Below are 24,001 nucleotides of genomic sequence, written 5' to 3' on the forward strand. Positions count from 1 at the left end.
CCGCGTCACCCTGGGTCGCTCTATCTCACCTATTGGACGCATCCCATATCGTATTGACACGCCAGAAACAGTTCTCGGGACTGCTGAAAATCTTCAACTACCGCTCGAAATACTATCTGACCATCTCTGAAAATCTTCAATCGGTGCCTGAAACCGTTTCAGGGTGCCACTGAAACCCTTCAGCAGCTGTCTGAAACCGCGTCAGACCACGTGTAAAACGGATTGAGAGATATACTAACAAAATAGGACCACCCATCACCGATCTCGACTTCTATCCCGGATTGTGGTACTTTCAGTCCCTGTTCAACAGGTATCTACTCGCCGAATTTATTCCCGTACCCGCCTCTTCGCTTAACAGTTGAAATTTTCATTTGATAAAATAATGATATTCGAATGATCTAGTGGTTGCCGTACAGAAAACCCCCCGTCATCTGAACAGTTGGATTAGGACTGAGAACTAGACTATTCGAAGGCCTACACGCTAGTAGGGCGACGCCGTCTCGACGGTCGGACGGAATACGGGACCTGAGTCAGAATTCTCTCCCTTGTCGCCGGGGACGTACGAGATCTTCCCACGCTCCCGTTCGGCAGCTGCCGGACTCATTTCACCAAGGTAGCTGTCACGGAACGTAGCCCAGTCTTCCCAGCCTCCCCAGCTCATCACGACAGCCGGGAGAACACCACAGTCCCAGAGCAGGTGTCCGCCCCAAGTTCGCCGTAGGTCGTGGACGTCGAGGTAGGTCCATCCCTCGTCGCCGGTCTCAGCGTAGCGACGCTCGGCGGCACGCTTCACCCATCGATAGATCGAATTCGGCTCAACGCCGACGATCGGCTCGTCGGGATCTCGATCGTAAGAGAGCGTGCGAACCGAGCTAGCGAGTTCTTCTGGGATCGGCGTCTCGCGGTATTTCCCGCGCTTCGCGTAGTCGTTCCAGACGCGGAGGAACCCGTCGGGAGCGTGCGTGAAGTCATTTGCCGTGACGCTCGCAATCTCTTCGCGCCGGAGGCCAGCCTGCGCACCGAGCCGAAAGGCGATCTCCTGCTGTGGAGACTGCGCCTCATCGATGAGAGCTCCGACCTCGTCGTTCGCTTCAGTCTGGTTGAGCCAGACACGCTTCGCATCTTCGCGCTCGGGATAGTCGTCGAGGCGCATAGTAGTCTCTACTGGTTGAGCCTACAAAAAACCATGTAGAATAGGGGCAATAGGGGGTTGATTTTGGACAGATCGAGCCACATCAGTAGGCGAAACAGGGAATCAACTACCCCAGATCGAGGTTCGCTACTGCGACCAACAATCTGCTTCCTATGAGCGTACTCGAAACAGGATAGTCAGCTCCATCCCGTAACTGGCGAAGGAGCCCAATACTCAGATACCATATCTATTAAGTACATCTCCACAAAGTTACAGAAAATGGCCAAACAACATATTTTCACACAGATGATCCCCGATCGAGACGAGCCAGCACTGTATATCGCTCCCCGCTCTGAACAAATCGCAGCCTTCGCAGAGGAAGCAGTAACGGTTGAAGACCAGCCCAAGGTCCGGCTGCTCGCAGACTCAGATGAAATCAAAGACGCCCTCTACAGCTTCCTCACGGCCTCGAAGATAGCCGAACTCATCCACCGGGAGCAACTCAGCCTCCGAACACTCACGGAGCCAGTCCAGAATACCATCTTCACAACCGAGTCTGAGGCCGTCGTTCCTGTGATGGACAAGCACAGTATTTCGAGCTCGGACCCCGAGCTGGTCTCATCAGTCTACGGTGAGTTCGACTCGCGTTTCGAAGCCGCCGAGCAGTATCACCTCCGGACACCCGCCCACTCAGTAGTGAAAGAAACACTCCGAGAAGAGATCGGCGACGACGTCGCAGACGAGCTCAACCAAGTCCTCGCACACGCTGAAGAGATTTCCAAGAGCAACGAATACCTCAGTATCGTCGAGATTATACTCATCCTCGCAGCCCGCAACGAGACCCTCCTCTACGATATCTCGAAATGGGGAGAAGATGCGGGTATCGCTTCGAAAGCAACCTTCTCACGGGCCAAATCAGCACTCGAAGACGCTGACCTCATCGAGACTGAAAAAGTCCCAATAGATGTTGGCCGCCCACGCCTTCGACTTCTCGCAACTGACAAAATCGCTACGGTAGACCTGAAAACGCTCTCTACCGAGTTCCGGTCCACGTTGTAGCATCCACCCGACGACAGCGACGGGAATACGCTCATCCTCCGACTCAAGCGTGAGATCAAACGGACAAAATCACTGCCTAGAGGGTATGAGACGGGTTCCATAACACGTGGTCTCCAGACCAATAGTATTTCAAAACTCGAACACGTAACATATGATATGTACGATCTCACTGGCTTTCAGCGAGACCTACTGTACGTCATTGCCGGACTCGATGACCCTCACGGACTCGCGATCAAAGACGAACTCGAGGACTACTACGAAAAAGAAATCCATCATGGCCGACTCTATCCGAATCTCGATACGCTCGTTGAGAAGGGACTCATCGAAAAGGGGCAGCGCGATCGACGAACCAACGAGTACAGCACTACCCGTCGAGGCACGAGAGAGATTGAAGCTCGGGTTGAATGGGAAGCCAGGTATATTGACCACAGTGAGTGACTGAGCTGCCGTACTCGGACCACTCTCGGCGTTGTGAGGGCTTCACCTGCTGTTCAGACGCCGAGGGCGCCAGCAACAACACTGCCGGCAAGGAACGCGATCACTGAGGTGACGGCCCCGAGAGCGAGGAGCGCGTAGTTCGCGAGGGGATTCGCTGCCTTCGCGACATCAAGCGTGTACGTGTCGTCTCGGAGCGGTTCGAACGGACGAATGCCCATCGGCGTAAGGACATCCGCGAGGAGGTGTCCGATGACGATTATGGCGCCGACCACGAATCCGAAACCGCCGAGCGCGATCGCACTGCCGACACCCATACTACTCCCGACGAGAGCCCCAGCAACGCCGAGAACGGTACCGACAAGAAGTGCGAACCACACGGTATGCGTTGGCCCACGGTGGCGGACAAACGGTACACGTTGATCCCAGTCGGGGATCATTGCTCCGGCGACTGCGACGGCGCCGCCGGCGATCGCGAGCTCCACAGCACCGGCCGCGACTACGAAAAAGCCGACTGGTGCATACGCAAGCAGCGACCCGCCGTAGTGTCCTGGTCGATGCATCTTGTCTATGGTGACGAACGCTATCGGTAACAGCCCTTCGGCATTTCCGGTGAGAGTCACCCTCGCGACCAGTTTGTAAGGCCACCAGTGCCGGTTGGTGTTTAGCCAATGTAAGATCGCAGAGGTCGCCCACGGGGAGGATGTACGTGGCCTCCTTGAGGTGAGCATTGTCGATGGCGTCGTTCGAGAGAACTAACGTCAAGTGTCTGTACCGCTCGTCGACCTTCGTGCTGAGACTAACGATGGTCGCTTCCTCTGCTAGGTAGGGCTGGTCAGCATCCGAGATGAATACAACAGGACGTGGTTCGTATGCGCTCCCGTCTGGGTCGACTATAAAGACCAGATACCCCTGAAATACCCGGATATAGCGGGTCGCTACGCCTGTTCGGAATCGTCGGTACTTGCGATCCAGTCTTCGGGTGCCGGTTCGTCGTTGGCACTACTGTCCTGTCTGATCTCGGACTGTGCGCCGCTCGGGGAACGTTCATCCGTTTGCTCGATGTCGGCAGGAGAAAAGACATCGTCGTAGCGATCAGTGAGATTCCGGACTTGAACGAGACCACGGGCGAATCGCCGGAGATCGTCACGGCTCTCGAGGGCGTGGTAGTAGCCGTCAGCGGTCTTGCCGATGTCGCTATCGTTGAACAGACGGGTGAGCGTACCAGTGATGCTTCCTTTTGGGATGTTATCGAGTCGGTCGTGGATTTCGGAGGGCGTGAACCCGTAGTTTGGGTTCGTATAGAGCAGTTGGATAATCGCAGCCTTGTTTGTACTCGGATCGATATGGATGTCGTCAGAAGAATCGTGTGTTCGGAGGTCGATGGGCATGAGAATATCTGTTTGTAGTCGGCTGTAAGAGATTGTAGGTAATAATTATACAGAGAGTTCCCGAACGTCTATCCTCCTCGACAAGTACCACAGTGTGTCTGACGGCGCCGCTGACGTCCTCTCCCTGAATCAGGGCTACACCTCCGCCCGCCCTCGGCGTCGGCTCAGGCGGCCGGGAGCGCCCACTGCCACGCCGATCTGAGGGCGACGACGCCGAACGGGCCACCGAACCCGGCGACGACCGCCGCGATGGTGGGGGCGGAGTAGGCGAGACCGGCCACGGCGGCGACACCACAGGCCCCGACCGCGGCCGCCGCCCCGGCCACGCGTTGGTCGAGCGGGCCGAACGCCGTCGTCTCGACGGGAAGTTCGAACGCTTCGACGGCCTGGCCGTACTCCCGGAGGTGCGCGACGCTGAGTTCGTATTCGCCCGCAAAAGTGGTGAGTGAGAACGTCCGAGTGCCGCAGGCGCGGTCTACGAGCTCTCCTTCACACAGCTCGGCGTCCCGTATGTCGTCGACGGGAGTCACCCACTGAACCGTCTCGGTGAGGTCGTCGTATGCAACCACCGTGTCATCGCGGCGCTGGTACGCCAGCGTGCCGTGGGTGAGGCCGTACTCGAGGGTTTTTAACCCGCCGATGGCGGTCGGCAGGAGGACAAAACAGACCACCGTGGCGGCGATCGTCCCTACCGACCCAGCAGTGAGTCCGACCCATGTGAAGAGATATGCCGGGCCGCCGCTAACCGCGGACTTCACGCCCCACCAGAGCGCGGTGGCGCGGACGGAACGCCGGTCCGGACGGACCTCCACCGTCGGCGGCGCGTCCGGGGCCGCCACGGGTGAGAGTGTTCCCATCCCCTCCTCGGGGTCGAACGGCACCTCACCGCGGTAACTGCGCCACTCTGCGAACAGCTTCACCGCGACGAACGCGACCAGCGCGCCGACCGGGCCACCGACAATCGCGAACATGAGTACCACCATGGCCAGCCCGGCCTCGGTCGTCGCGCTTGCCACCACGTCTCGGGGAGTGCTCGTCTCGTGGCGTCGCTTCCGGAAGTACTCACGGTTGACGACGCCGACGTGGGAGAAGACCAGGAAGACAACGCTCGCCGCCACACTCGGATCGGCAAGCGTCGCCGGCACATCGACAAACCGGCCCAACACGAAGAGGAACATCCCGACGAGCGCCACGGCAGACCCGAATGCCCGCGCGACAAACGGGACGTTCCGGGGGTAGATCGGCGGGAGCGGGTCAACGATCGCGACGCTCCCACGACGGTGGGTGAGGTCGCTTGATCCGACAGAGACCTCGCCCCGCTCGTCGGGCTTGGGCGGGTCGTCCTCTCCGGAACGCTCCAGCTCGTCGTAGTTCGGCGGGCAGCGAGCGAATAGCGCCTTCAGCCCGGCAAACGGGACGGCAACGACCAGTTCGATCGTGTAGATGACCGCGAACGTCTGTGCGCTCCACCCGAGGTGGAATACGCCGACCAGCGGGACGACGTTCGCCGCGACCGTCATCATAAACACGGCAGACAAATCGTACGACGACGACGCCATCGGTTCACCATGTTATAGCGGCGAATATAAGCTGTTGGTGTGGGGTTGACTGTCCGTCGCTCCGGACCTACTACGACTGGTACGACATTCGATTCTGCCGTAGTTCGTTGAGAGCGATACTAACGTAGAGGAGCCCGACAATTCGGGTTCCGGAATAAACCCACGGTTTCCATTTACACTTCGTCCCATCGACGTAGGCAAACTCGGTTCCGTAGTCGACGTAGGTACGTGGATACAACAACGCGAGTGTCCGATGACACCGAGAAATTTCTTGAACGTCGAGTAGGAGCTCTCGCTGTGCCACATAAGAACGAGAAAGAGAAGCCCCTCCAATCGAGCGCCGGGGAGGACCCACGACCGGAGTTCACAATCTTCTGGATTCTCGAGTGCGAACTGTTCGGCAGTCTCGATGAGTTTCTCTGGAGAGAGCGTCTCGACGATAGTGACGACCGAGAGTATTTTGCGGAACATCACGTCTCCCTTCGCTTCAGACCGTCAAGAATCTCCCCTGTGGAACGGGCAGAAGAATCGTAATTGGATAGGTCACAACAGATCGGCTGACACAAGCGTTTATACGGCAGGAGAACCAAAGTTCAGGTAACTAATGAGTCTCGATCAAGCGGTTGACGAAGCGCTCGCGACGTGCAATATGTCGCGCAGCGAAGAGGCCAAGGAAACGGGCCGAACAGTCGCCACGCTTCAAGACTAGCAGAACCGCTTAGTCAATATCTCGGATTTTTTCCGCGAATTCTGCTTTTGAGAGTCCCGGCGTCTCTTTTAGCTCCGGAAAGCCGGCACGTTCGACAGCCTCCTCAACGAACGTGACCCAGAGATCCTCGTGCTTCTCCGCGTAGACGATTTTCGCCTCACTTGGGTACATATCCAGCTCGTATTCAGTCAGGTCGATCTCGACCGCGTGTTTTCGCTCAAGCGTTCTCACACCGAAGCGAACCAGGTGCTTGAAGAGGACGTTTTTCCGTCGAACGGTCAACAGTCGCTTCGATTCGTTGATGTACTCGTTTACCCATTCCCGCCAGTCGTAGGATTCTGGATCGGTCTCTACGGAGGTTTCTGGCATAGCGAAGTTCGAATTCAGGCGCCGAAGGTAGAACTGAATTAGCGCAACAGCGGTTCGATGATTGGCGTTCGGAAGTGCGTGTTTGAGGATCAGGTTCGAGGCGAGTCGGCCAGCAACGTCTGTTGCTGGTCCTTCCCACGATGTCCGATCGAGAACGTCTGGTAATACATCGACGTCGATATTCTTGTACGCCTCGACGGGTGTTCCCTCTTCTTTTTCGTTCTGAGCGAGCAGTGCACGGTAAATCTCGAGGAGACGAACGACGATGGTGCTGTTGTCGGCACTCATCTTTGAGAGTGACTCGTTCAGGTCAAAATCAATCTCCTGAACAGGTCCACCGCCAACGCGGGATGTGTAGATGACGTAGAAGGCTTCGTCTATATCGTATTTCTGGACCTTCACTGCGACGTCGTCGCCGTAGCCGACGATCTGCGAGACGATTTCGTCAGGATCTGGATGGACAAAGTCAAGGGAGAACTGCTTGTCGCCGGGGTGATGATAGTAGACGTGGCCCATCTGCGTACGAAGTACTCGTCAGTGCTGACTAATCAAGTTCACGAGCTCGAACATAACCTCGGAGGATGTGTTTGATGCGTGCCTTCTATATTCTACTTAAATATATGGAATAATATATTTATTCTAGCATCGCTTTCTATTCTTCATTGAATCCGCAGAGTTCGTTCGAGAGATACACCAGACGACACAAACCCGTACGTAACTGAGAACGGCTATGATCGAGTCACTCCTCCGGATTGACGTCGTACTCTTCGTTCTCATCGGCGTGCTCGGCGGCGCACACTGTATCGGGATGTGCGGTCCACTTGTGACGATGTACTCGAAGCAGATGACTCCGCAGCCAGACGGTGGGACGGTGACAGCCAACGACGGGCGTTCCGGTCATCTCACGACCTACGAGGTTCGCCAGCACTTCCTGTTCAACGTCGGGCGAGCGACGACGTACGCAGTTCTCGGTGCCCTCTTCGGTGCGCTCGGAAGCGTCGTGTTCGTCACCGCTGATCAACTGACACCGATCGCCGATCTCCTGCGAGGTGCTGTCGGTCTTGCGGTGGGGGGATTCATTGTGGCGACGGGCGTTCGGTACGTCATTGGTGGAAGTGGAGGCGATATTCGTATCCCTGGCGTCCAGCGCGTCACGTCGTGGCTCGCAGCGAGAGTTCACCGACACGTGAACAGCCCGAGCATTGTTGGACTCGGGGCCGTCCACGCGTTTCTTCCCTGCCCGATGCTGTATCCCGCGTATCTGTTCGCCTTCGCGAGCGGCTCTCCGACCACCGGTGGAATCGCTCTCGGTGCCCTTGGTATTGGGACGATTCCAGCCGTCTTCCTCTATGGGACGATCATCCAGTCGATCGACGTCGCCCACCGGCGTCGTGTTCATCGGCTGCTCGGCGTGGTGTTCGTCGTACTGGGGTACGTGCTGTTCGCGCACGGGCTGATGGCGCTCGGTGTTCACCTCCCGCATCCGATGCTCCCGCATTACCAACCCCTCGGTGGCGGGATGGGACACATGGGGCATTGACCGAGACCGACTCCCCTCCCCGCGCTCGACACGCAAGCCGGTCTCTCCGGTGTCACCACGCCCGGGAAACGACGAAGGCGATCTGCCGGTCCCGGGAGAGATCACGCAGTAGCCACTCGTTCGAGGTCGTCGACGAGTTGCTCGATGTCGGTCCGCGGGCCCCGCGGATACGCCCGCTCGATGACTCCTTGCTTATTAGCGAGAATGATGAGCCCGTAGTGCGGGAAGCGATACTCTAGGTTCTCGATGTCATCTGCCGGCTGCTTCTCGATCTTCAGACCGAAGTGCTCGTCGTGTATCTCTTGGGCCCGCTCGTAGGTCTCTGGGCGGAGGAAGTGCCAGTTACCCGCGTCGAGGTCAACTCCCTGTTGGCCAGCGTACTCGCGGAGGGCCTCGGCGGTGTCGCGCTCGGGATCGAACGTGATGGGGAGGAACGCGACTTGGTCGCCGTACCCGTCCTCGGCGGCGGCTGCCTGCCCACGACGGAGTCGGAGGATAAGTGCAGGGCACACCCCGTCCGGACAGTTGGTGTAAAATGACGTCCACAGCACCGCGCGCTCGTCCTCGAGCTGGGCCGTCGATATCTCCTCGCCGTGGATCGGGTCGGGGACGGTAAAATCGGGCATCTCGTCGCCGTGGCTCGGGAATGACGCCTCGCTGAGGTCTCGCTCCGGCGGTCCGAGAACGGTTCCATCGGCGCCACTGGTACCAAGAACGCCAAGACAACCGGCAGTGCCGGCGGTGACTCCCGCGACGCCGGCCGTTTTACAAAAACTCCGTCGGTCCATGTCCATACGTTCGCGTATCTGTCTCGCGGTCTTGAGGTATCTGGTGTGACCTTCGAATGCGCCACTTCCGTCCAATCCGGGCGGGTCCAGCCAGTCGGCTCCTCATTCGAAGAGGCTGTCGACAGTCCGGATGAACCGGTCGACGAGCCGGTCTGGCAGCGAGGGAGACACCACCTCAAGTAGCTCAGCCGTGTGGTCCGGACGGGTCAGCGCGATCGTCATCGGGCGGTCGTCGGACTTCGTGACGATTCCGGCGTCGCTGAGGCTCGACACGTGCCACGAAACCGTACTCCGCGCGAGATCCAATTCCGTGGCTAGCGTCTCCGGACGACGAGGGCCGTCCGCATGGAGCCGCAACATGATCTCACGGGCGGTTTCGCGTCGCAGGAACGCGAGCGCACGCCGTTCCCACGGGTCGAAGGTGAGACAGAAGTAGTGAGATCGACCAGCGATCCGTTCGACGACCAGCTCGTCGTCGTTCACGAGTCGTCGGAGATGATATTGCGCCTGTCCAGTGGCGATGTCCAGATCGCGTTCCACCTGGTTGAAGTGGACACCAGGTGTCTCGCGGACGTGTCGTCGCACCCGATCTCTGGTCGTCGCCATCGTGAGTAGTCGCCTGTAATCGGCTGAGAGATAAAACCTATCGGGAGATTTTCTCCCATGAGAACGTTTTACCCGTGTCTTCTTATCACTCCCAACGCATACTGGCCAGTGTCGTGATCGCGTCGCTCATCGTTCGGGCCGTCTTCTCGGCTCTCGTGCCATTGACCGTTCAGGGGTCGCCCGTACTGCTGGCCGTCATCGCGTGTGCCGGGATCGGAACCAGTGCGCTCTTCGTCGTGAGCCTCGTCGCGTATCGACGCCGCCAGACCGGCCAGTACCGACTGATCAGCGCCGCGGTTGGGGTGCTGGTTCTACGGTCACTGATTGGCGCTGGGACTGTTCTGGGAGCTGTTCCGATGCCGGTTCACCACTTCGTCGAACACAGCCTCGACTTCCTGATCGCTGCGATGATCCTATACGCTGTGTACGCCCATGCCCCGGGTTCGCTTGGTGAGAATGTCACAAGCGACTAGCTTGGCTGAGCCGGCTCTGTTGAAATCCTATTCTTCAGACATATTCTCACCTGAAACAGCCGGTCGATGAGAACTGCGAATTGACCATAGGATATTCGGCTCTGTTGAAATCCTCTAAGACTGATATAAACGGCGTGCTGAATACACGGCGCGAGTCGGTCACTGCGAATTAAACGGTTTGTGTGGTTATGCGAGCCCGATTTCCTTGTGACGCTTGTAAAGATAAGCAACACCGGCCGGAATCGTGATTAGTTGCACGGCCGAGAACACAAACGAACCCAAGTGCAGTATGGCAACGCCTCCCCACAGGACTCGGTTTGGTATCCAGTCGCTGTCTTTCTGACGGAGTTTTCTGGCATCGAGATAGAGGCATAGCGAGTACAGTGGGGCTAGCGTGCTCCCGATTAGAACGGTCGCTGCCACCGAGAGCAAGGAGAATAAGAATAGCAGGCCAGTCTCCGGACCGGAGGGCAGAAGGCTCGGTGGAGAACCGGCCTGTGGCTCGCTCACTAACTGAAGAATACCGTACGAGGCCTGCACTACGACAAAAACCACGATGAAGAACGCGACGCCATACCACCATCGTGAAATGGAGGACTTGTCGGGCGATTTTTCGGACATAGGCTACGTGAAAGAGCGTGATTGTGGCAGGTCATGTAAATTGTGGAATGAGACATCTGACTCGATGCTAACACTGAATACAGCCCTCTATATTCAGCACGAAAACAGAAACAAGTGATATGTTCTGACCCGGTTGCGGTCAATTCAGGTGGATCATAGGCCGTTCAGTAGACACTTCTCATAGTATTCTCCCAACTACTGTGCCAACCGTAGTACAAACTGCTATGAGCAATGCCATCTTCACAGATATTCGATCGGTAAAACGGCTAAGAGAAAGGCCAACGATAGCAGATGCCAAAAAGCTGTAAGCGATGGTTGCTGACAGAGAGAGGGCCATAGTGACTTCTAAACTGACGGTATCATAAATATCCGGCTCTGTTGAAATCCTCAAACAGTGATATGTTGAGGATTTCAACAGAGCCGCTGAGCCCTAAGCAACCCAACCCCAATGTATACTAATCGGTGCCAGACATCGTCCACTCCTGACTGATCTGGGCGCTGGGTGACCCGGAGCGAACCCCTCCTGTGGGTGGTTTATTTCCTATGACAAACGACGTTCGACAGTTACACCAGAACCGTATTGACTCTATATGAAGAATTATAGCTATGAAATCTGAATCAGACTCGTATTTGCTATCGCGTCGACAAGCTATTCACACAGTCGGCTTGGGAGTCGTAATTGGAACGGCTGGCTGCGTTGGGGGATCCTCTGGCTCAAGCCCAGAACCGGTAGATCTGTCTGGTCAAAAGACGGACTACCAAGGTGGAATGGTGATCGGAGACCATGGGGGTCCTAATGGGCAAGTGTTCTACGCTGATACAGAACCAGAGCCCAGACAGGGACCCGTCCAAGGCCCCGAAGGAACTGGGAACCTTGCTTGGTTTCACACGCTCGCACATGGCCTCTTTCCGTACCATTTTAATCTGGTAGCTGACGGTGCGGAGGCGACTGTCGTATACGTCACGGACTACTCCCGTGTTGATTGGGAGATCCCTGAAGACACTGAGAGAAAGAAGATGCCAGCACCGACCGCTCCCGATACATTCGCCGATGCCACGGGCCTCACATACGTCATCGAATCGGATGTAATGGGTGGAATGGGGCCAGATCTCATGCCGTTCTCGGAAACCAGTGAAGCTGAATCGTTCGCTGATAATTACGGCGGACGGACGATCGGGTACGACGACATCGATCGGTCACTCGTTGATGGAATCCAGATGACTGGGATGAACTAATTGACCCTTCTCACAGGATCTAGTCAACGAATCTGACACGGACGATCAGGAGCTAGAAGCCTTTTGTCCGGCAAAATCGTAGCTATTACACACGCGATGGCAACCTCAGAAAACGAATCGAAAGACACGATAACCGTGTATCAAGAGCGGTTGGATACACTCGACGCGACACTCGCATCGAAAATGGACCGTTGGAGCGTCCCAGCATTGCGAGCCGCTGTCGGGGCGGTGTTCATCTGGTTCGGCGCACTCAAAGTGCTCGGTGTCTCGCCGGCCAGTGACCTCGTCGCCTCAACGGTGTACATTCTTCCGCCTGAGTTTTTCGTCCCGGTACTTGGCGTGTGGGAGGTGATAATCGGGGTCTGTCTGCTCTACCCCCCGCTTACACGCGTCGGATTGCTATTGCTGGCGCTCCAGCTTCCGGGGACGTTCCTTCCGATGGTACTGCTCCCTGAAGTCGTCTATACTACGTTCCCGTACGGGTTGACAGTCGAGGGTCAGTATATCGTAAAGAACCTCGTAATCATTGCCGGCGCACTCGTTCTGGGGAGTACTGTGAGAGACGAACCTGCGTCGGTGTGAATCAGACACTTAACTGCTCGTGCTGAAAGACGAATTTTGAGCCAGAGCCGATGAAGCTGAGACGTTCTGCTTCTCTCTCAGAAGAACCTCGATCGACGACCAGTGAGAAGAAATAATAAATCTTAATATATATCGCCGGTTAAGTTGTTATATGACGGTAGTAAGCGTCTCAATGCCTGAGGACTTGCTTGAGCGGATTGATCAGTTTGCTGACGACCACGGATACACGGGTCGAAGTGAGGTCCTTCGGGAGGCGAGCAGGAACCTCATGGGCGAATTCGAGGACAAGAAACTCGAAGGCCGCGAACTGATGGGAGTGGTCACCGTGTTATTCGACTACGAGACGACGACCGTCGAAGAGAAGATGATGCACCTTCGCCACGAATACGAGGATATCGTCGCTTCGAATTTTCATAGTCACGTTGGCGGACATCACTGTATGGAACTGTTTGTACTCGAAGGGTCTCTCGAAGAGATCTCGGCGTTTGTTGGAAAGATTCGAGCGACTAAGGATACACTCACAATTGATTACTCTGTCTCACCAGTAGATGATTTCAGCCCGCTGGCCGATCTGAGCTAATTCCCGCGGCTTCAGGCGCGGGAGGAGGTCAATCTGTTTCGCCTCTCTCGCTGAATTCACCCCCATTTATATCAATATCTTCGGACTCCATCGATTAAAGCTATTAATCTAGATTAACAGAATCGCAGATATTATTATGATTGCTATTAGAGTTAACAACACTGATGACTCACATCTCGCGCCGAAGACTACTCCAGACGGGCGCAACCACGATTGCTGCGACGGGAGTCGCTGGCTGTCTCGGTCAGAGAGGCGGGTCCCTTGATTCCGTCACAGTCGCGTACGTCCCGATTTACCCGAACATGCAACACTACGTGATGGAACAAGAGGGATACTACGAGGACGTTCCGACAGATGTCACGATAGAGCGGTTCAGCTCCGGCCCCAGTGTCGTCAAGGCATTCGCGAGTGGGGATGTCGACGTTGCGCTCTTCGGGATCACTCCCGCAATGGTCCTTGTTGACAAAGGGACCAACGCCGGCATCCTCGCCGCGAACTCGAGGAATGGATTCAAGATTATAGGGACAACCGAGCTCGTCAATCTCTACGAACAGGAGGGCCCAGCCGTGTTCGAGCGCTTCGAGGAAGAGCGCGGCCGTAAGATACGGTTCGGTGCCCCACCGGACGGGAGCGTCCCCGACATCGTCCTCAGATACTGGATCCAGGAGGACCTAGACGTCGGAGAGATAGAGTCTGCGATCAACAAGTCGAAAGTACCGCCAGCAAAGGCAGTTCAGACGATCCAGTCGGGTGACATCGACGCGACGATCATCCAGGAGCCGTTTGCAACGGTCATCGGCCAAGATGACGGCTTCGACGAACTCGCTTGGTCCGGGGACATACTGGAGAACCACCCGGTCACGGTGTTGTTCGCGAATCAGCGAGTGCTCGACGACACCGAGGTTGCCCAATCGCTAGTCGAACAGCACGTCGCGGCGACCGAATTCACGAGGGATTCACCAGACGTGGCCGCCGCCCACGCCGCCTCAGTCATTGGCTCCGGCGTGAGCGAGGACCTCGCGACGGCGGCCATGGACTCTCAGGCCTCCGAGTTCTTCTCGAACCCGCACACAATCACCGAACAGGCCGCGACAATGGGCGAGTTCGTCGCCGATGTCGGCAACATTGAGGACCCGGTCGCGACTGACAATCTGTTCGCGTTCGAGCCCTACGACGCTATCCAGGAATGAGTACACGTACCGACACCAGTTCCAACGCGGTGGTCGCCGGCAACTTCGAGGGGGACCTGTGGCGGTATCTCCGCGGCTTGGGAGGTCTCTTCGCGTTCCTGCTCGTCTGGTGGGTTGGCGCGATGACGACCCAGCCGTCGTATCTGGTGCCGGGCCCCCTAGATTCGGTGCGCGCGTTTATCGACTTGTTCGCGACCTCGACGACGATTGTGGTCCCCGTTCTGGGGTCGAGTCTCGTACTTCCGACCGGGCTTGCACATCTCTCGCAGACGCTGTTCCACTACGTTCCCGGGCTCCTTCTCGGTGCGACCTGTGGGGTCGGTCTCGGACTGGCGATGGGCTGGAACGGTGCGCTCGACGACTGGCTGCGGCCGCTCGTCCGGGTCCTGCGACCGATCCCGCCGCTGGCGTGGGTCGTCTTCGCCATCGTCTGGTTCGGTATCCACCACACGGGCGCGGCGTTCATCGTCTTCGTCGGCGCGTTCTGGATCAACTTCTACGGCGCGTATGGCGGCGTCGAGGGCGTTTCGACCGAACTGACCGACGCCGCGTCGACGCTCGGCGTCGAGCGCGACCTCTCGATGCTAAAACTCGTCGCGCTCCCGAGTGCGGCACCACAAGTACTGACTGGATTCCGGACGAGCATTGGTCGCTGCTGGATGATCGTCGTCGGTGCCGAGCTGTTCGGTGCACCAGGCGTCGGCTACGAGATCATCAACGCCTCGAACAACCTCGCGATGGCGACCAGCGTTGCGTACATGTTCCTGATCAGCTTGGCGTTCCTCTGTATGGACGTCGGGTTCCGGCTGCTCGAACGGAGGGTCCTCGCATGGCGCTGAGTTCGGACTCGTCTACTAGTCGAGACTCACGTGAGAAAATCACTATCCAGAACGTCAGCCGGTCCTACGAGTCAACGGACGCGCTCGCGAATGTTTCTTTTTCGGTTGCGGAGGGTGAGTTCTGTTGTGTCGTCGGTCCATCCGGGTGTGGGAAGACGACGTTGTTGCGAGCGATCGCTGGACTTGACAATCCGGACGGTGGATCGATACTGGTCGGCGGAGACCCGGTTACCGGCCCTGGACTGGACAGGGGAATGGTGTTTCAGGAATATGCACTGTTCCCCTGGCGGACAGTCCGCGGGAATATCCGATTCGGCCTCGACCGGCCCGCCTGTGACTGTCCCGACTGCGAGGCGCGGGTGCAAGAGTTGATCGACTTGGTGGGGCTCGACGGCTTCGAGGACGCGTACCCGAAAGAGCTGTCCGGCGGCATGAAACAGCGCGTCGGTATCGCTCGCGCGCTCGCCCCTGATCCGGAGATCCTCTTGATGGACGAACCGTTCGGTAGTGTCGACGCTCGAACGCGCGACCGCTTACACGCGGAACTGCTCGACATCTGGACCCAGACCGGACAGACCGTCGTGTTCGTCACCCACGACATCGACGAGGCAGTGACCCTCGCTGACCGCGTGATCGTTATGGATGCCGACCCGGGAACCGTCCAATCAACGTTCCCCATTGATCTAGAACGCCCACGTGAACGGACCGCCCGCGACTTCGTGGACCACGTCGCACAGATTAGGGATGAACTCGGGAGTCCTGTCGACACTAACCACTGAGACGCTCCCACGGCAAAATTATTAATTTATTTTCTTTAGACCGCCATATCTATTATGTTAGAATAAAATTTTAACATATGCCTATCGTGAGTTCCTCGATGACGGAGCGACTCCGAGAAGATCTCGACACGTTTGCGGAAGAACACGGCTACACCGGCCGGAGCGAGGTAATTCGTGAGGCTTGTCAATCACTGCTCGAAGAGTATCAAGAGAGCGACTACGAGGACCGGCGCGTATTGGCAACGGTCACTGCGGTATTTGGATACGACGAACCTGAAATTGAGCGCCGAATGATGGATATCCGCCATGAGTTCGAAGGGTCCATCCGGTCGAACTCGCATAACTGCCTCCGAGAGAACGCCGGATGTGTCGAGACATTCGTCGTCGAAGCCGCGTACCAAGACGTTCTCCATTTTATCGGGACCGTTCGAGGAGCTGACGAGTCTGTCTCGGTGGAATACACTGCCGTGCCCGTCGACGGAAACGGCACAGCAGCGAGCGACACTTGACATCCTCCCCGCGCTGAAGCGCGAGGGTTCCAACGTGGGACAGCGGGGCGTTCCCGTGTCCTCGTTGGCAACTTCTCGCCTGCCAAACGAGGTCCGGCGAGGCGATACCGGGTGTGTGCGCGATACGTCGGCCCCGCGAGGGGTGTGGCGTATTCGGCGTCTATTCGGACGCGGTATCCGCTTGCACCGTGTATCCCGTTTGCCTCGGAGAGACGGCGGGGATGCCCCCGGTCGCGGGTTTCCCCGCGTCCGGGCACGGGCCGTGCCATCGGCCTGCCTGCCCTTCGTACCACAGTGGGCAGGCACAATCGAGCGAGAGTCGCTTTTTGTCTGCCGTGTTTCCACGGCCTCGGAGACGCCCTTCCGGGAACGGTGTGGTGGCCTTCGTCGGCCGGGCGGACCCCAATCCAACCGCCAGTTTTTGCCCGTTGTGCTTACCGCGAGATACGCTGTTCGAGGGCTTAATTCCGGCGGTTGTCGCCCTGTTGTCGGATTCATCCCCGCGCTGAAGCGCGGGGCTTTCTCCTCGAACTTCGGTAATCTCGGCATCGCTGTCACCAGCACGTTCGCCACGCTTTGAGTTAACTCACAGGAGCAGTTTGTGTGTTTCTTATTATAACATCTATTCTAGTACAGCAAAGTTATTATATCTATGTTCGTAATTGCCAAACAGACATGCCGCACATTCACCTTGGAGAGGGGTCGTTCCCCCTCTGGGCGCTCGTGCTGTGGACGCTGATCGGCGCTGGACTAATCTCCACTGTGGTCTACCGGATACGGAAAGGTGGAATAAAGACGCATCAAATTGCGCTCGCAGGCATCGGCGCGGCTGCGAGCTTTGCGGTTTTCCAGCTTAATATTCCTGTGTGGGGCGGAATTCATATGAACCTCACCGGGCTCGTGGGTATCATCGCCGGACCGCTTCTCGGCGCGCTCGTCGCGCTGGTCGTCAACATCTTTTCAGCGGCGCTCGGACACGGAGCGGTCGGCCTAATCGGGGCGAACACGCTGATCAACGCCAGCGAAGCGATCGTCGCCTACTACGCGTTCAAGACGCTGATGGGGATGGAGTGGGACGTCTTCCCCGCCAGCGCGAGTGCCGCGACACTCGGTCTCTCAGTGGGGTCGTTCCTGATGGGGGCGATCATCGTTATCAGCGGGGTCAACGGGAGCGCGCTCCCGCGTGGTGACCTGCTGATCGCCGTTGGTGGACTTTCCGCTCTCAACCTCGGTGTCGCCGTCGTCGAAGGGATCCTTACGGGTCTTATCGTCCAATTCCTCGCCTCAGTGCGTCCCGACCTCGTCGGACTTACCGACCGCGACACTCGCGATGAGCCCTCGGGGGTGACAGCCTGATGCAGCGCTGGAAGCAGTACGGTAGCATGGCTGCCGTCTTCTCGGCGTTCCTCGTCGTCGGCTACTGGGGGTTCACTGCGACCGGTGGTGCCGTTCCATGGGCAAAGCGGGCCTCGCAAGCACTTCAACGCGGTGTACAAGAGGGTGGCGGCTCTCTCGTCAACCTCGGCCGCGGCATCGTCGTTGCCGGTCCCATTCGGAAGGGCGGGCTGATGCTCGAATTCGGCGCAGTCGTTCTCACGTTCGCCGTCCTGGGTCTCGGATTGTACGTGTACGTCGATCGGTACGGCGGCTTCGATGACGGAGAACGACCGACACGGTAACCGTGACAACGCTCTCAAATCACGTCCCTGATCCCCGGCTCATTACGGCGTTTGCCGAGCGGCGAGACGGACCGTTACATCGAATCAACCCGTGGACAAAGGTCGGCGTCGTTGGCGTGCTCGTCCTCGCCGTCACGGTGTTCGACAGCCTCGCGCTCTTGGCCGGTCTGTACGGAACCGTACTAGTGATCTACGGACTTGCGGACCTGCCGTTTCGGCGGCTCATCGGCTGGTACACGCTCCCGATGCTGTTTATCATCTCGGTCGCCGGACCGCTGGCCTTTCTCGAACCGGGGACGCCGATCGGCGGCGCAGTTCCGACACCCTTCGGCGGTTTCTCGGTTACGTGGGAGGGTCTCGCCCTCTTCTTGGAGCTCAGTTGTCGGTCACTCACGGTCGTCACGTTCGCGCTGACGGCGTCGATGACGACGAAATACACCGATGTCGCGTACATGCTCGGTCGGTTGCTCCCGCGACCGATCGACCAGATAGCTCTGCTCACCTATCGGTTCACGTTCGTTATGCTTGAGACGCTTGAGGACTTGGTGAAAGCCGCGCTCTCCCGCGGAGCGAACTTCTCGGAATTCTGGTCGAACAAACGGCTGTACGCCCGGATACTCGGCATGACGATGCTGTCGGCGATAGAGCAGTCCGAACGACTCGTCAAGTCGATGGAAGCCCGTGGATACGACGGCGACCTCACGCTGTATGGGGACGTCCCGCGACCGCCCGCTCGTGAGATCGTCGTTATCGCCGCTTGCTACGCCGGCGTCGTCGCCTACGCTTTGGTCGGCGTCTACGAGGTGATTCCAGTATGAGTACGGATCATTCTGAAGACCGGCGGCTCCTAGTTGATCTACAGTGTGAAGCCCACACGTACCCGGACGGGACGGTTGGTATGCACGAGGTCGACTTTTCCGTGTATTCCGACGAGGTCGTGGCCCTCGTCGGCGGCAACGGCGCCGGCAAGTCGACCCTCCTCGAACATCTGAACGCTACCCTCATTCCCGACGACGGCGAGCTCGTCGTCGACGGCACCCCAATCACCGAGGACAACAAGCCACACGCGCGAAAAGAGGTCGGCTTCGTCTTCCAAGACGCCGATACGCAACTCGTCGCGCCCACAGTCCTCGACGACGTGATGTTCGGCCTCCAGAACTACGGGGTACCCGGAGACGAAGCGAGGGAACGCGCTCGTGAAGCACTGGCGACTGTCGACGCGAGCCACCTCGAAGACCGAATCCCACACTACCTGAGCGGCGGGGAGAAACGGCTCGCTGGCCTCGCCGGTGTGCTCGTCCTCAAACCGAGTGTGGTCGTGCTCGACGAACCACTCGCAGGGCTTGATCCCGACCGGTCCCAGCTGGTCGCGGAGCGGATCGAACACATTCACGATGACGGTATCAGTGTCGTCCTGTCGACGCACGACCTCGAATTTGCTGCCGAAGTCGCGGACCGAGTTTGCGTGATGGCCGACGGCAACATCATCGGAGGCGGAACGCCTCGAGAGGTGTTCTACGACGAAGCGCTGTTGGCGGACGCGAACCTTCACCCACCGAGCGCGGTTCGTGTGGCTCGTGACGCAGGGCTCGAGGAGACGGCACAGCCGGTGACGGAAACGGACCTCGTGTCGCTCCTGACAGAGGCTGGAAATTCGAATACCGCACCGATACCCCCCACAGACGGACAAAGACATGACTGACCGCCTTCTTCGGCATCTCTTACAACTTCTTGATGAGACTCAGGCGAGTGGTCGAAGCCTACGTGAGCGGTCTCCCACGACTCAAAGTATTGGGGCACTCCGAGACAAATCACCGGTAAAATAGAGAGAACGTAATGCGCACGAGCTTCAACATTCCCGACGACCTCCTGTCTGAGTTCGATGTAACGTGGCAAGCAGAGGGATTAGATTCACGCTCGCGTGGCGCCCGCGAAGCGATGCAAGAGTACATTGAGGCACACACCAGATTAGAAGATATCGAAGGCGACGTCGTCGTCGTCATGGCCTTCGATTACGAACACGAAGCGGTTATTGAAGACATTCACGACGTACAACACCAGTTTCAGGACGTCATCACGACCACGAATCATATCCATGAAGGAGAGTGGTGTCTCGAGACGCTCTTTTGTAACGGGCCAGCCTCGCGTGTCCGGACTCTCACCTATCGCTTGCGCGATTTCGATACGGTAAGTCGTGTTAAACTGATGCTCCTCGCCGAGCACTGAGCGGTGTTCAAGACTTGATGCGCTGATCGATGTGAGCATCGCCCAGTGAGGTGATCGAGTAATCCACCGCTTGGACATTCGGCACTGCTCGAACGCTGTTGACGAATCCAGATAGTGCTTCTGTGGCCCCCTCTAAAACGTACAACTCCATACAGTACTGGTCTTGGACGTGTGTGTGGGTAGTTGCGGAGACGATAGCATCGTACTCGTGGCGTACTCTCGTGAGACGCTCCTGGACGGCAGGTTGACAGTACTCGAAGACGACCGTTACCGTACACATCTGCTTTTGTCCCTCGATGTGTTGCTCTTGAAACTCTTCGAATAACGTGCGTGTGCCTTCTCGAACGACTTCGCTTCGGCCACTGTACCCGTGTTCTTCGGCGAACTCGTCGATGCGTTCCAGCAACGCCTCAGGCATCGAGATGCTAACGACGCTCATGTATTAAAGTTTTATTCAGTCTTATTAGTTTCTGTTATGACGATAAAGTATAACCATAATAATTAGTATTTTAGTGTAGCAGATTCATAATTAGAGTATGCCGTCCAACAACGACCCGATCCCGGTAACGATTCTCAGCGGAAGCCTCGGAGCTGGCAAGACGACGACGCTCAACCACATTCTTAGTAGCGGACAGGAACTCAACGCCGCCGTTTTAGTAAACGATATGGGCGAAGTGAACGTTGACGCCGACCTCGTCGAACGCGAGTCGGATCTTACCCAGAACGACGATGAAATCATCGAGATGTCGAACGGGTGTATCTGTTGTCGGCTTCGCGGGGACATGCTTGACGAGGTAGGCCGATTAGCTGAAGAGCGAGACTTCGAGTACCTCCTCGTGGAGTCGTCTGGGATCAGCGAACCGATTCCGGTCGCACAGACGTTTGCTCGCGGGTTCGAAGACGCGGATTTCGACCCTACGGGGGTCTACGAACTCGATACAATGGTCAGCGTCGTTGACGCGCACAGCTTCTGGAAGGGGTTTGATTCCGGTCAGGCCCTCACCGATGACTCCATCGATCCACAAGGGAATCGCGTCCCCGAGGAGGCGCTGATGGATCAGATCGAGTTCTGCGACGTCCTCTTGTTGAACAAGTGCGATCTCGTCCCCGACGATGAACTTGAAGAGATAGAGGCAGTGTTACGGGCGCTCCAACCGCGAGCAAATATTGTCCGAACAGAACACGGGGCAATAGACCCCAGAGAGATCCTGAGTACGGGTCGGTTCGACTTCGATCGCGCAAGTCAGTCCGCCGGATGGAAGCGTGAACTCCAGCACGGCCATCACCACGAGTCGGCCGCCGACGAACACGGGGTCACCTCGTTCGTCTTCGAATCCCGCCGACCGTTCCACCCCGAGCGGATCGCTCGCTTCTTCGCCGACCTCCCCGATGGCATCGTTCGCGCGAAGGGCTTCTTCTGGTCCGCCGGTCGCGAAGACATCGCGATGGGTCTCGACAAAGCGGGCAAGTCGGTTCGGGCCGGTCCGAAAGGGACGTGGATCGCCACGCTCCCAAAGGCCCAACAGGAGCGCTACTTCGCCGCCCGTCCCGGCATCAAAGAGGACTGGGACGACCAGTGGGGAGACCGGGGATCAGAGCTCGTATTCATCGGCCGCGAATTCGATCAGGAGATACTGATCGAGCGACTGGAAGATTGTGTCCTCTCAGACGGAGAAATGGAGGAGGACTGGAACGAGTATCCGGATCCGTTCACCGCCGACGAACAGCGCGAACTCGCACTGGCTGACGACTGATGGCCGTCGACGAGCAACCCCCGGTCACGATCCTGAGTGGCGGGCTCGGCGCCGGAAAGACGACCCTGCTCAACCACCTCCTTACCGTCGGCGGCGAGGAGTACGATATCGCCGTTCTCGTCAACGACGTCGGCGAAGTAAACGTCGACGCCAACCTCATCGAGAACGGCTCTGAGCTCTCGCTGGAAGACGGCGGCGTCACGGAGCTGTCGAACGGCTGTATCTGTTGCGGCCTCCAGAATGAACTGGACCAGGAGCTGCTGCGTCTGGCCTTCGACGAGGAGTTCGATTATCTAATCATCGAAGCCTCGGGGATCAGCGATCCGGTCCCCATCGCCCAGCGGTTCGTCTCGCCCGCACGTGCGTCGACGCTGTACGATCTCGATACGACCGTCACGGTGGTCGACGCCGCACAGTTCCATCAGGCGTTCGTCGACGGTCGTCCGATCAAGTCGACGGATGACGGCTCCCGGCCGCTTTCGGACCTCCTCGCCGAGCAGGTCGAGTTTTGCGACGTACTTGTCCTCAACAAGTGTGACCTCGTCACGGAAGACGAACGTGAGGCGGTCGAACGCGTACTCGAAACGCTCCACCCCGAAGTCGACATCACCCGCACGACCGAGAGCGCCGTCGAACCCGACGACGTTCTCGGAACTGGACGATCCGACAGAGAACAAGCGAAGGGGTCCGCTCGGTGGAAGCAGGTGCTCTCGAGCGACCACGGAGGGACCGGAGATCCGGAATCAGCAGAGATGGACCACGGTGGCGGTCATAGTCACGATGAGGGTTCCGAGCGTGACAACGGTCACGACGGTACCCACGATGGTCAGGGTGACGACCACGATCACCGTCACCCGCCGGAGGAGTTCGGTGTCGGCTCCTTCGTCTACGAGCGCCACCGGCCATTTCACCCGGAACGGTTCAACGAGTGGCTCCGCTCGTTCCCCGAGTCCGTCGTCCGGGCGAAAGGACACCTGTGGGTCGCTGGACGCGAGCGATACGCGCTGGACTTGAGCCAAGCGGGTACGCAGACGCACGTCGAAGTCAACGGCCGATGGGCGGTCACGGTCCCAAAGTTCCAGCGTGATTCCTACCGTGAGTCACGACCGGATCTCCACTGGGACGAACAGTGGGGAGACCGTGAAATAAAGCTCGTCTTCATCGGCGCTGGAATGGACGACTCGGCCATCGCCGCCGCCCTTGACGACTGTCTCCTCTCAGAACCGGAGATGGCGGGGAACTGGGACGAACTCGAGAATCCGTTTCCGGGGACGATGGACCGGTCTCAGCCACCGATGGAACAGCGTCTCGTGGTCGGTGAGGGACAGTGACCGGGAATCACTCGGAGCTCCCGTCGGCGGCGGACCGACGGACGACGGACGAAGACGGTCACGACTGCGTTGATCCACTCGGTGTCGCAATCGTGACCGTCTCGTCGTCCCGAGGAACCGCCACGGAAGCAGACCCGACCGATCCCGGCGGTGACGCCGTCGCGAACACTCTCGTCGACGCGGGTCACGTCGTCACGTCACGCCGGACGGTTCCGGACGACTACGTCCGGATTAAGACCACTGTGAGCGGGTGTCTGGATCGGTCGGACGTTGACCTTGTCGTAACTACCGGCGGGACGGGAGTCACTGTCGACGACGTCAGTCCGGACGCGGTGAGCGAGCTCTTCGACCGCGAGCTACCAGGCTTCGGCGAGGCGTTCAGGCGGCTCTCGTGGGAGGAGGTCGGAACCCGCGTCGTCGCAACCCGCGCGACGGCGGGTATCGCCCGCGACGTCCCAGTGTTCGTGCTGCCCGGAAGCGTAAACGCCGTTGAACTCGCCACGGCCGAGATCATCGTCGAAGAGGCCCCGCATCTCGCCGGGCTCGCGACGCGACACACAGTCGGTGAGATCGATGGGTGAGCAAGTGCGCGGAGCCCCAAGCTTACCGAGGGA

General features: G+C 58.1%; 27 protein-coding genes. 19 read left to right on the forward strand and 8 right to left on the reverse strand.

The window, feature by feature from the left end; all coding sequences use genetic code 11:
* Positions 1-481: 481 nt before the first annotated feature.
* A complete protein-coding gene (locus EXE52_RS08845; RefSeq protein ID WP_137703676.1) occupies positions 482-1,153 on the reverse strand; it encodes a site-specific integrase in 672 nt (223 codons plus the stop codon).
* 258 nt (positions 1,154-1,411) lie between these two features.
* Here EXE52_RS08845 and EXE52_RS08850 point away from each other — a divergent pair, with 258 nt between their 5' ends.
* Complete coding sequence (locus EXE52_RS08850) at positions 1,412-2,191, forward strand: DUF5821 family protein (RefSeq protein WP_137703677.1); 780 nt, start codon at positions 1,412-1,414, stop codon at positions 2,189-2,191.
* A 156-nt stretch (positions 2,192-2,347) separates the two neighbouring features.
* Complete coding sequence (locus EXE52_RS08855; RefSeq protein ID WP_137689226.1) at positions 2,348-2,629, forward strand: PadR family transcriptional regulator; 282 nt, start codon at positions 2,348-2,350, stop codon at positions 2,627-2,629.
* A gap of 53 nt (positions 2,630-2,682) precedes the next feature.
* On the opposite strand, the gene EXE52_RS08860 is transcribed toward EXE52_RS08855, so the two are convergent.
* The 4 genes from EXE52_RS08860 to EXE52_RS08880 form a co-directional block, all read right to left on the reverse strand.
* Complete coding sequence (locus EXE52_RS08860; RefSeq protein WP_137703708.1) at positions 2,683-3,189, reverse strand: metal-dependent hydrolase; 507 nt, start codon at positions 3,187-3,189, stop codon at positions 2,683-2,685.
* A 375-nt stretch (positions 3,190-3,564) separates the two neighbouring features.
* A complete protein-coding gene (locus EXE52_RS08865) occupies positions 3,565-4,017 on the reverse strand; it encodes a PaaX domain-containing protein (protein WP_137703678.1) in 453 nt (150 codons plus the stop codon).
* Between the two features lie 164 nt (positions 4,018-4,181).
* A complete protein-coding gene (locus tag EXE52_RS08870) occupies positions 4,182-5,546 on the reverse strand; it encodes a DUF6498-containing protein (protein ID WP_137703709.1) in 1,365 nt (454 codons plus the stop codon).
* Positions 5,547-6,294: 748 nt separating this feature from the next.
* Positions 6,295-7,170, reverse strand: a complete 876-nt coding sequence (locus EXE52_RS08880; protein WP_137703679.1) for a hypothetical protein — start codon at positions 7,168-7,170, stop codon at positions 6,295-6,297.
* Positions 7,171-7,384: 214 nt separating this feature from the next.
* On the opposite strand from EXE52_RS08880, the gene EXE52_RS08885 reads away from it, so the two are divergent.
* The gene (locus EXE52_RS08885; RefSeq protein ID WP_137703680.1) at positions 7,385-8,194 is read left to right on the forward strand and encodes a sulfite exporter TauE/SafE family protein; all 810 of its coding nucleotides are present in this window, start codon (positions 7,385-7,387) and stop codon (positions 8,192-8,194) included.
* A 101-nt stretch (positions 8,195-8,295) separates the two neighbouring features.
* Here the strand turns inward: EXE52_RS08885 and EXE52_RS08890 are convergent, their stop codons facing one another.
* Both EXE52_RS08890 and EXE52_RS08895 read right to left on the reverse strand, forming a co-directional pair.
* Positions 8,296-8,982, reverse strand: a complete 687-nt coding sequence (locus EXE52_RS08890; protein ID WP_137703710.1) for an SCO family protein — start codon at positions 8,980-8,982, stop codon at positions 8,296-8,298.
* A gap of 102 nt (positions 8,983-9,084) precedes the next feature.
* Positions 9,085-9,588, reverse strand: a complete 504-nt coding sequence (locus tag EXE52_RS08895) for a helix-turn-helix domain-containing protein (RefSeq protein WP_137703681.1) — start codon at positions 9,586-9,588, stop codon at positions 9,085-9,087.
* Between the two features lie 113 nt (positions 9,589-9,701).
* Here EXE52_RS08895 and EXE52_RS08900 point away from each other — a divergent pair, with 113 nt between their 5' ends.
* From EXE52_RS08900 to EXE52_RS08960, 13 genes are all read left to right on the forward strand, one after another.
* On the forward strand, positions 9,702-10,061 hold the full coding sequence (locus tag EXE52_RS08900; RefSeq protein WP_199239143.1) for a hypothetical protein: 360 nt from the start codon (positions 9,702-9,704) through the stop codon (positions 10,059-10,061).
* Between the two features lie 1,227 nt (positions 10,062-11,288).
* Entirely contained in the window at positions 11,289-11,918 is a 630-nt protein-coding gene (locus tag EXE52_RS08905) for a nitrous oxide reductase accessory protein NosL (protein WP_137703682.1), read from the forward strand.
* 96 nt (positions 11,919-12,014) lie between these two features.
* Positions 12,015-12,500 carry a DoxX family membrane protein gene (locus tag EXE52_RS08910; RefSeq protein ID WP_137703683.1) on the forward strand — a complete coding sequence of 162 codons (486 nt, stop codon included), beginning with the start codon at positions 12,015-12,017 and terminating at the stop codon, positions 12,498-12,500.
* A 151-nt stretch (positions 12,501-12,651) separates the two neighbouring features.
* Entirely contained in the window at positions 12,652-13,080 is a 429-nt protein-coding gene (locus EXE52_RS08915) for a CopG family ribbon-helix-helix protein (protein WP_053770089.1), read from the forward strand.
* A 164-nt stretch (positions 13,081-13,244) separates the two neighbouring features.
* Entirely contained in the window at positions 13,245-14,270 is a 1,026-nt protein-coding gene (locus EXE52_RS08920; RefSeq protein ID WP_137703684.1) for an ABC transporter substrate-binding protein, read from the forward strand.
* Entirely contained in the window at positions 14,267-15,109 is an 843-nt protein-coding gene (locus tag EXE52_RS08925) for an ABC transporter permease (protein ID WP_137703685.1), read from the forward strand. Before EXE52_RS08920 ends, EXE52_RS08925 begins: the two co-directional genes overlap by 4 nt.
* Entirely contained in the window at positions 15,100-15,888 is a 789-nt protein-coding gene (locus EXE52_RS08930) for an ABC transporter ATP-binding protein (RefSeq protein WP_137703686.1), read from the forward strand. Before EXE52_RS08925 ends, EXE52_RS08930 begins: the two co-directional genes overlap by 10 nt.
* A gap of 98 nt (positions 15,889-15,986) precedes the next feature.
* Positions 15,987-16,397, forward strand: a complete 411-nt coding sequence (locus tag EXE52_RS08935; RefSeq protein WP_137703687.1) for a CopG family ribbon-helix-helix protein — start codon at positions 15,987-15,989, stop codon at positions 16,395-16,397.
* A 675-nt stretch (positions 16,398-17,072) separates the two neighbouring features.
* On the forward strand, positions 17,073-17,753 hold the full coding sequence (locus tag EXE52_RS08940) for an energy-coupling factor ABC transporter permease (protein ID WP_137703688.1): 681 nt from the start codon (positions 17,073-17,075) through the stop codon (positions 17,751-17,753).
* Entirely contained in the window at positions 17,753-18,076 is a 324-nt protein-coding gene (locus EXE52_RS08945; RefSeq protein WP_137692491.1) for a cobalamin transport operon protein, read from the forward strand. Before EXE52_RS08940 ends, EXE52_RS08945 begins: the two co-directional genes overlap by 1 nt.
* A 2-nt stretch (positions 18,077-18,078) precedes the next feature.
* Positions 18,079-18,894, forward strand: coding sequence for an energy-coupling factor transporter transmembrane protein EcfT (locus EXE52_RS08950; protein ID WP_137703689.1), 816 nt, complete (start codon positions 18,079-18,081; stop codon positions 18,892-18,894).
* Positions 18,891-19,778, forward strand: a complete 888-nt coding sequence (locus EXE52_RS08955) for an energy-coupling factor ABC transporter ATP-binding protein (RefSeq protein ID WP_137703690.1) — start codon at positions 18,891-18,893, stop codon at positions 19,776-19,778. The genes EXE52_RS08950 and EXE52_RS08955 overlap by 4 nt, the downstream gene beginning before the upstream one ends.
* A 134-nt stretch (positions 19,779-19,912) precedes the next feature.
* Entirely contained in the window at positions 19,913-20,302 is a 390-nt protein-coding gene (locus EXE52_RS08960) for a CopG family ribbon-helix-helix protein (RefSeq protein ID WP_137692488.1), read from the forward strand.
* A gap of 7 nt (positions 20,303-20,309) precedes the next feature.
* On the opposite strand, the gene EXE52_RS08965 is transcribed toward EXE52_RS08960, so the two are convergent.
* Positions 20,310-20,741, reverse strand: a complete 432-nt coding sequence (locus EXE52_RS08965) for a CopG family ribbon-helix-helix protein (protein ID WP_137703691.1) — start codon at positions 20,739-20,741, stop codon at positions 20,310-20,312.
* Positions 20,742-20,838: 97 nt separating this feature from the next.
* Between EXE52_RS08965 and EXE52_RS08970 the strand changes: the two genes are divergently transcribed.
* The 3 genes from EXE52_RS08970 to EXE52_RS08980 are packed head-to-tail and all read left to right on the forward strand — an operon-like array spanning position 20,839 to position 23,968.
* A complete protein-coding gene (locus EXE52_RS08970) occupies positions 20,839-22,056 on the forward strand; it encodes a GTP-binding protein (protein ID WP_137703692.1) in 1,218 nt (405 codons plus the stop codon).
* The gene (locus EXE52_RS08975) at positions 22,056-23,387 is read left to right on the forward strand and encodes a GTP-binding protein (protein WP_137703693.1); all 1,332 of its coding nucleotides are present in this window, start codon (positions 22,056-22,058) and stop codon (positions 23,385-23,387) included. The genes EXE52_RS08970 and EXE52_RS08975 overlap by 1 nt, the downstream gene beginning before the upstream one ends.
* Positions 23,384-23,968, forward strand: a complete 585-nt coding sequence (locus EXE52_RS08980) for a molybdenum cofactor biosynthesis protein B (RefSeq protein WP_137692484.1) — start codon at positions 23,384-23,386, stop codon at positions 23,966-23,968. Before EXE52_RS08975 ends, EXE52_RS08980 begins: the two co-directional genes overlap by 4 nt.
* The last annotated feature ends 33 nt before the right edge of the window (positions 23,969-24,001 follow it).

It is taken from the genome of Halorubrum sp. CGM4_25_10-8A (genome assembly GCF_005435025.1).
In the GTDB taxonomy this organism is placed as follows: domain Archaea; phylum Halobacteriota; class Halobacteria; order Halobacteriales; family Haloferacaceae; genus Halorubrum; species Halorubrum ezzemoulense.

Coding starts and splice junctions, on each gene's coding strand:
- EXE52_RS08845 (WP_137703676.1), bottom strand. CDS start 1,153: ATGCGCCTCGACGACTATCCCGAGCGCGAAGATGCGAAGCGTGTCTGG.
- EXE52_RS08850 (WP_137703677.1), top strand. CDS start 1,412: ATGGCCAAACAACATATTTTCACACAGATGATCCCCGATCGAGACGAG.
- EXE52_RS08855 (WP_137689226.1), top strand. CDS start 2,348: ATGTACGATCTCACTGGCTTTCAGCGAGACCTACTGTACGTCATTGCC.
- EXE52_RS08860 (WP_137703708.1), bottom strand. CDS start 3,189: ATGCATCGACCAGGACACTACGGCGGGTCGCTGCTTGCGTATGCACCA.
- EXE52_RS08865 (WP_137703678.1), bottom strand. CDS start 4,017: ATGCCCATCGACCTCCGAACACACGATTCTTCTGACGACATCCATATC.
- EXE52_RS08880 (WP_137703679.1), bottom strand. CDS start 7,170: ATGGGCCACGTCTACTATCATCACCCCGGCGACAAGCAGTTCTCCCTT.
- EXE52_RS08885 (WP_137703680.1), top strand. CDS start 7,385: ATGATCGAGTCACTCCTCCGGATTGACGTCGTACTCTTCGTTCTCATC.
- EXE52_RS08890 (WP_137703710.1), bottom strand. CDS start 8,982: ATGGACCGACGGAGTTTTTGTAAAACGGCCGGCGTCGCGGGAGTCACC.
- EXE52_RS08895 (WP_137703681.1), bottom strand. CDS start 9,588: ATGGCGACGACCAGAGATCGGGTGCGACGACACGTCCGCGAGACACCT.
- EXE52_RS08905 (WP_137703682.1), top strand. CDS start 11,289: ATGAAATCTGAATCAGACTCGTATTTGCTATCGCGTCGACAAGCTATT.
- EXE52_RS08910 (WP_137703683.1), top strand. CDS start 12,015: ATGGCAACCTCAGAAAACGAATCGAAAGACACGATAACCGTGTATCAA.
- EXE52_RS08915 (WP_053770089.1), top strand. CDS start 12,652: ATGACGGTAGTAAGCGTCTCAATGCCTGAGGACTTGCTTGAGCGGATT.
- EXE52_RS08920 (WP_137703684.1), top strand. CDS start 13,245: ATGACTCACATCTCGCGCCGAAGACTACTCCAGACGGGCGCAACCACG.
- EXE52_RS08925 (WP_137703685.1), top strand. CDS start 14,267: ATGAGTACACGTACCGACACCAGTTCCAACGCGGTGGTCGCCGGCAAC.
- EXE52_RS08930 (WP_137703686.1), top strand. CDS start 15,100: ATGGCGCTGAGTTCGGACTCGTCTACTAGTCGAGACTCACGTGAGAAA.
- EXE52_RS08935 (WP_137703687.1), top strand. CDS start 15,987: ATGACGGAGCGACTCCGAGAAGATCTCGACACGTTTGCGGAAGAACAC.
- EXE52_RS08940 (WP_137703688.1), top strand. CDS start 17,073: ATGCCGCACATTCACCTTGGAGAGGGGTCGTTCCCCCTCTGGGCGCTC.
- EXE52_RS08945 (WP_137692491.1), top strand. CDS start 17,753: ATGCAGCGCTGGAAGCAGTACGGTAGCATGGCTGCCGTCTTCTCGGCG.
- EXE52_RS08955 (WP_137703690.1), top strand. CDS start 18,891: ATGAGTACGGATCATTCTGAAGACCGGCGGCTCCTAGTTGATCTACAG.
- EXE52_RS08960 (WP_137692488.1), top strand. CDS start 19,913: ATGCGCACGAGCTTCAACATTCCCGACGACCTCCTGTCTGAGTTCGAT.
- EXE52_RS08965 (WP_137703691.1), bottom strand. CDS start 20,741: ATGAGCGTCGTTAGCATCTCGATGCCTGAGGCGTTGCTGGAACGCATC.
- EXE52_RS08970 (WP_137703692.1), top strand. CDS start 20,839: ATGCCGTCCAACAACGACCCGATCCCGGTAACGATTCTCAGCGGAAGC.
- EXE52_RS08975 (WP_137703693.1), top strand. CDS start 22,056: ATGGCCGTCGACGAGCAACCCCCGGTCACGATCCTGAGTGGCGGGCTC.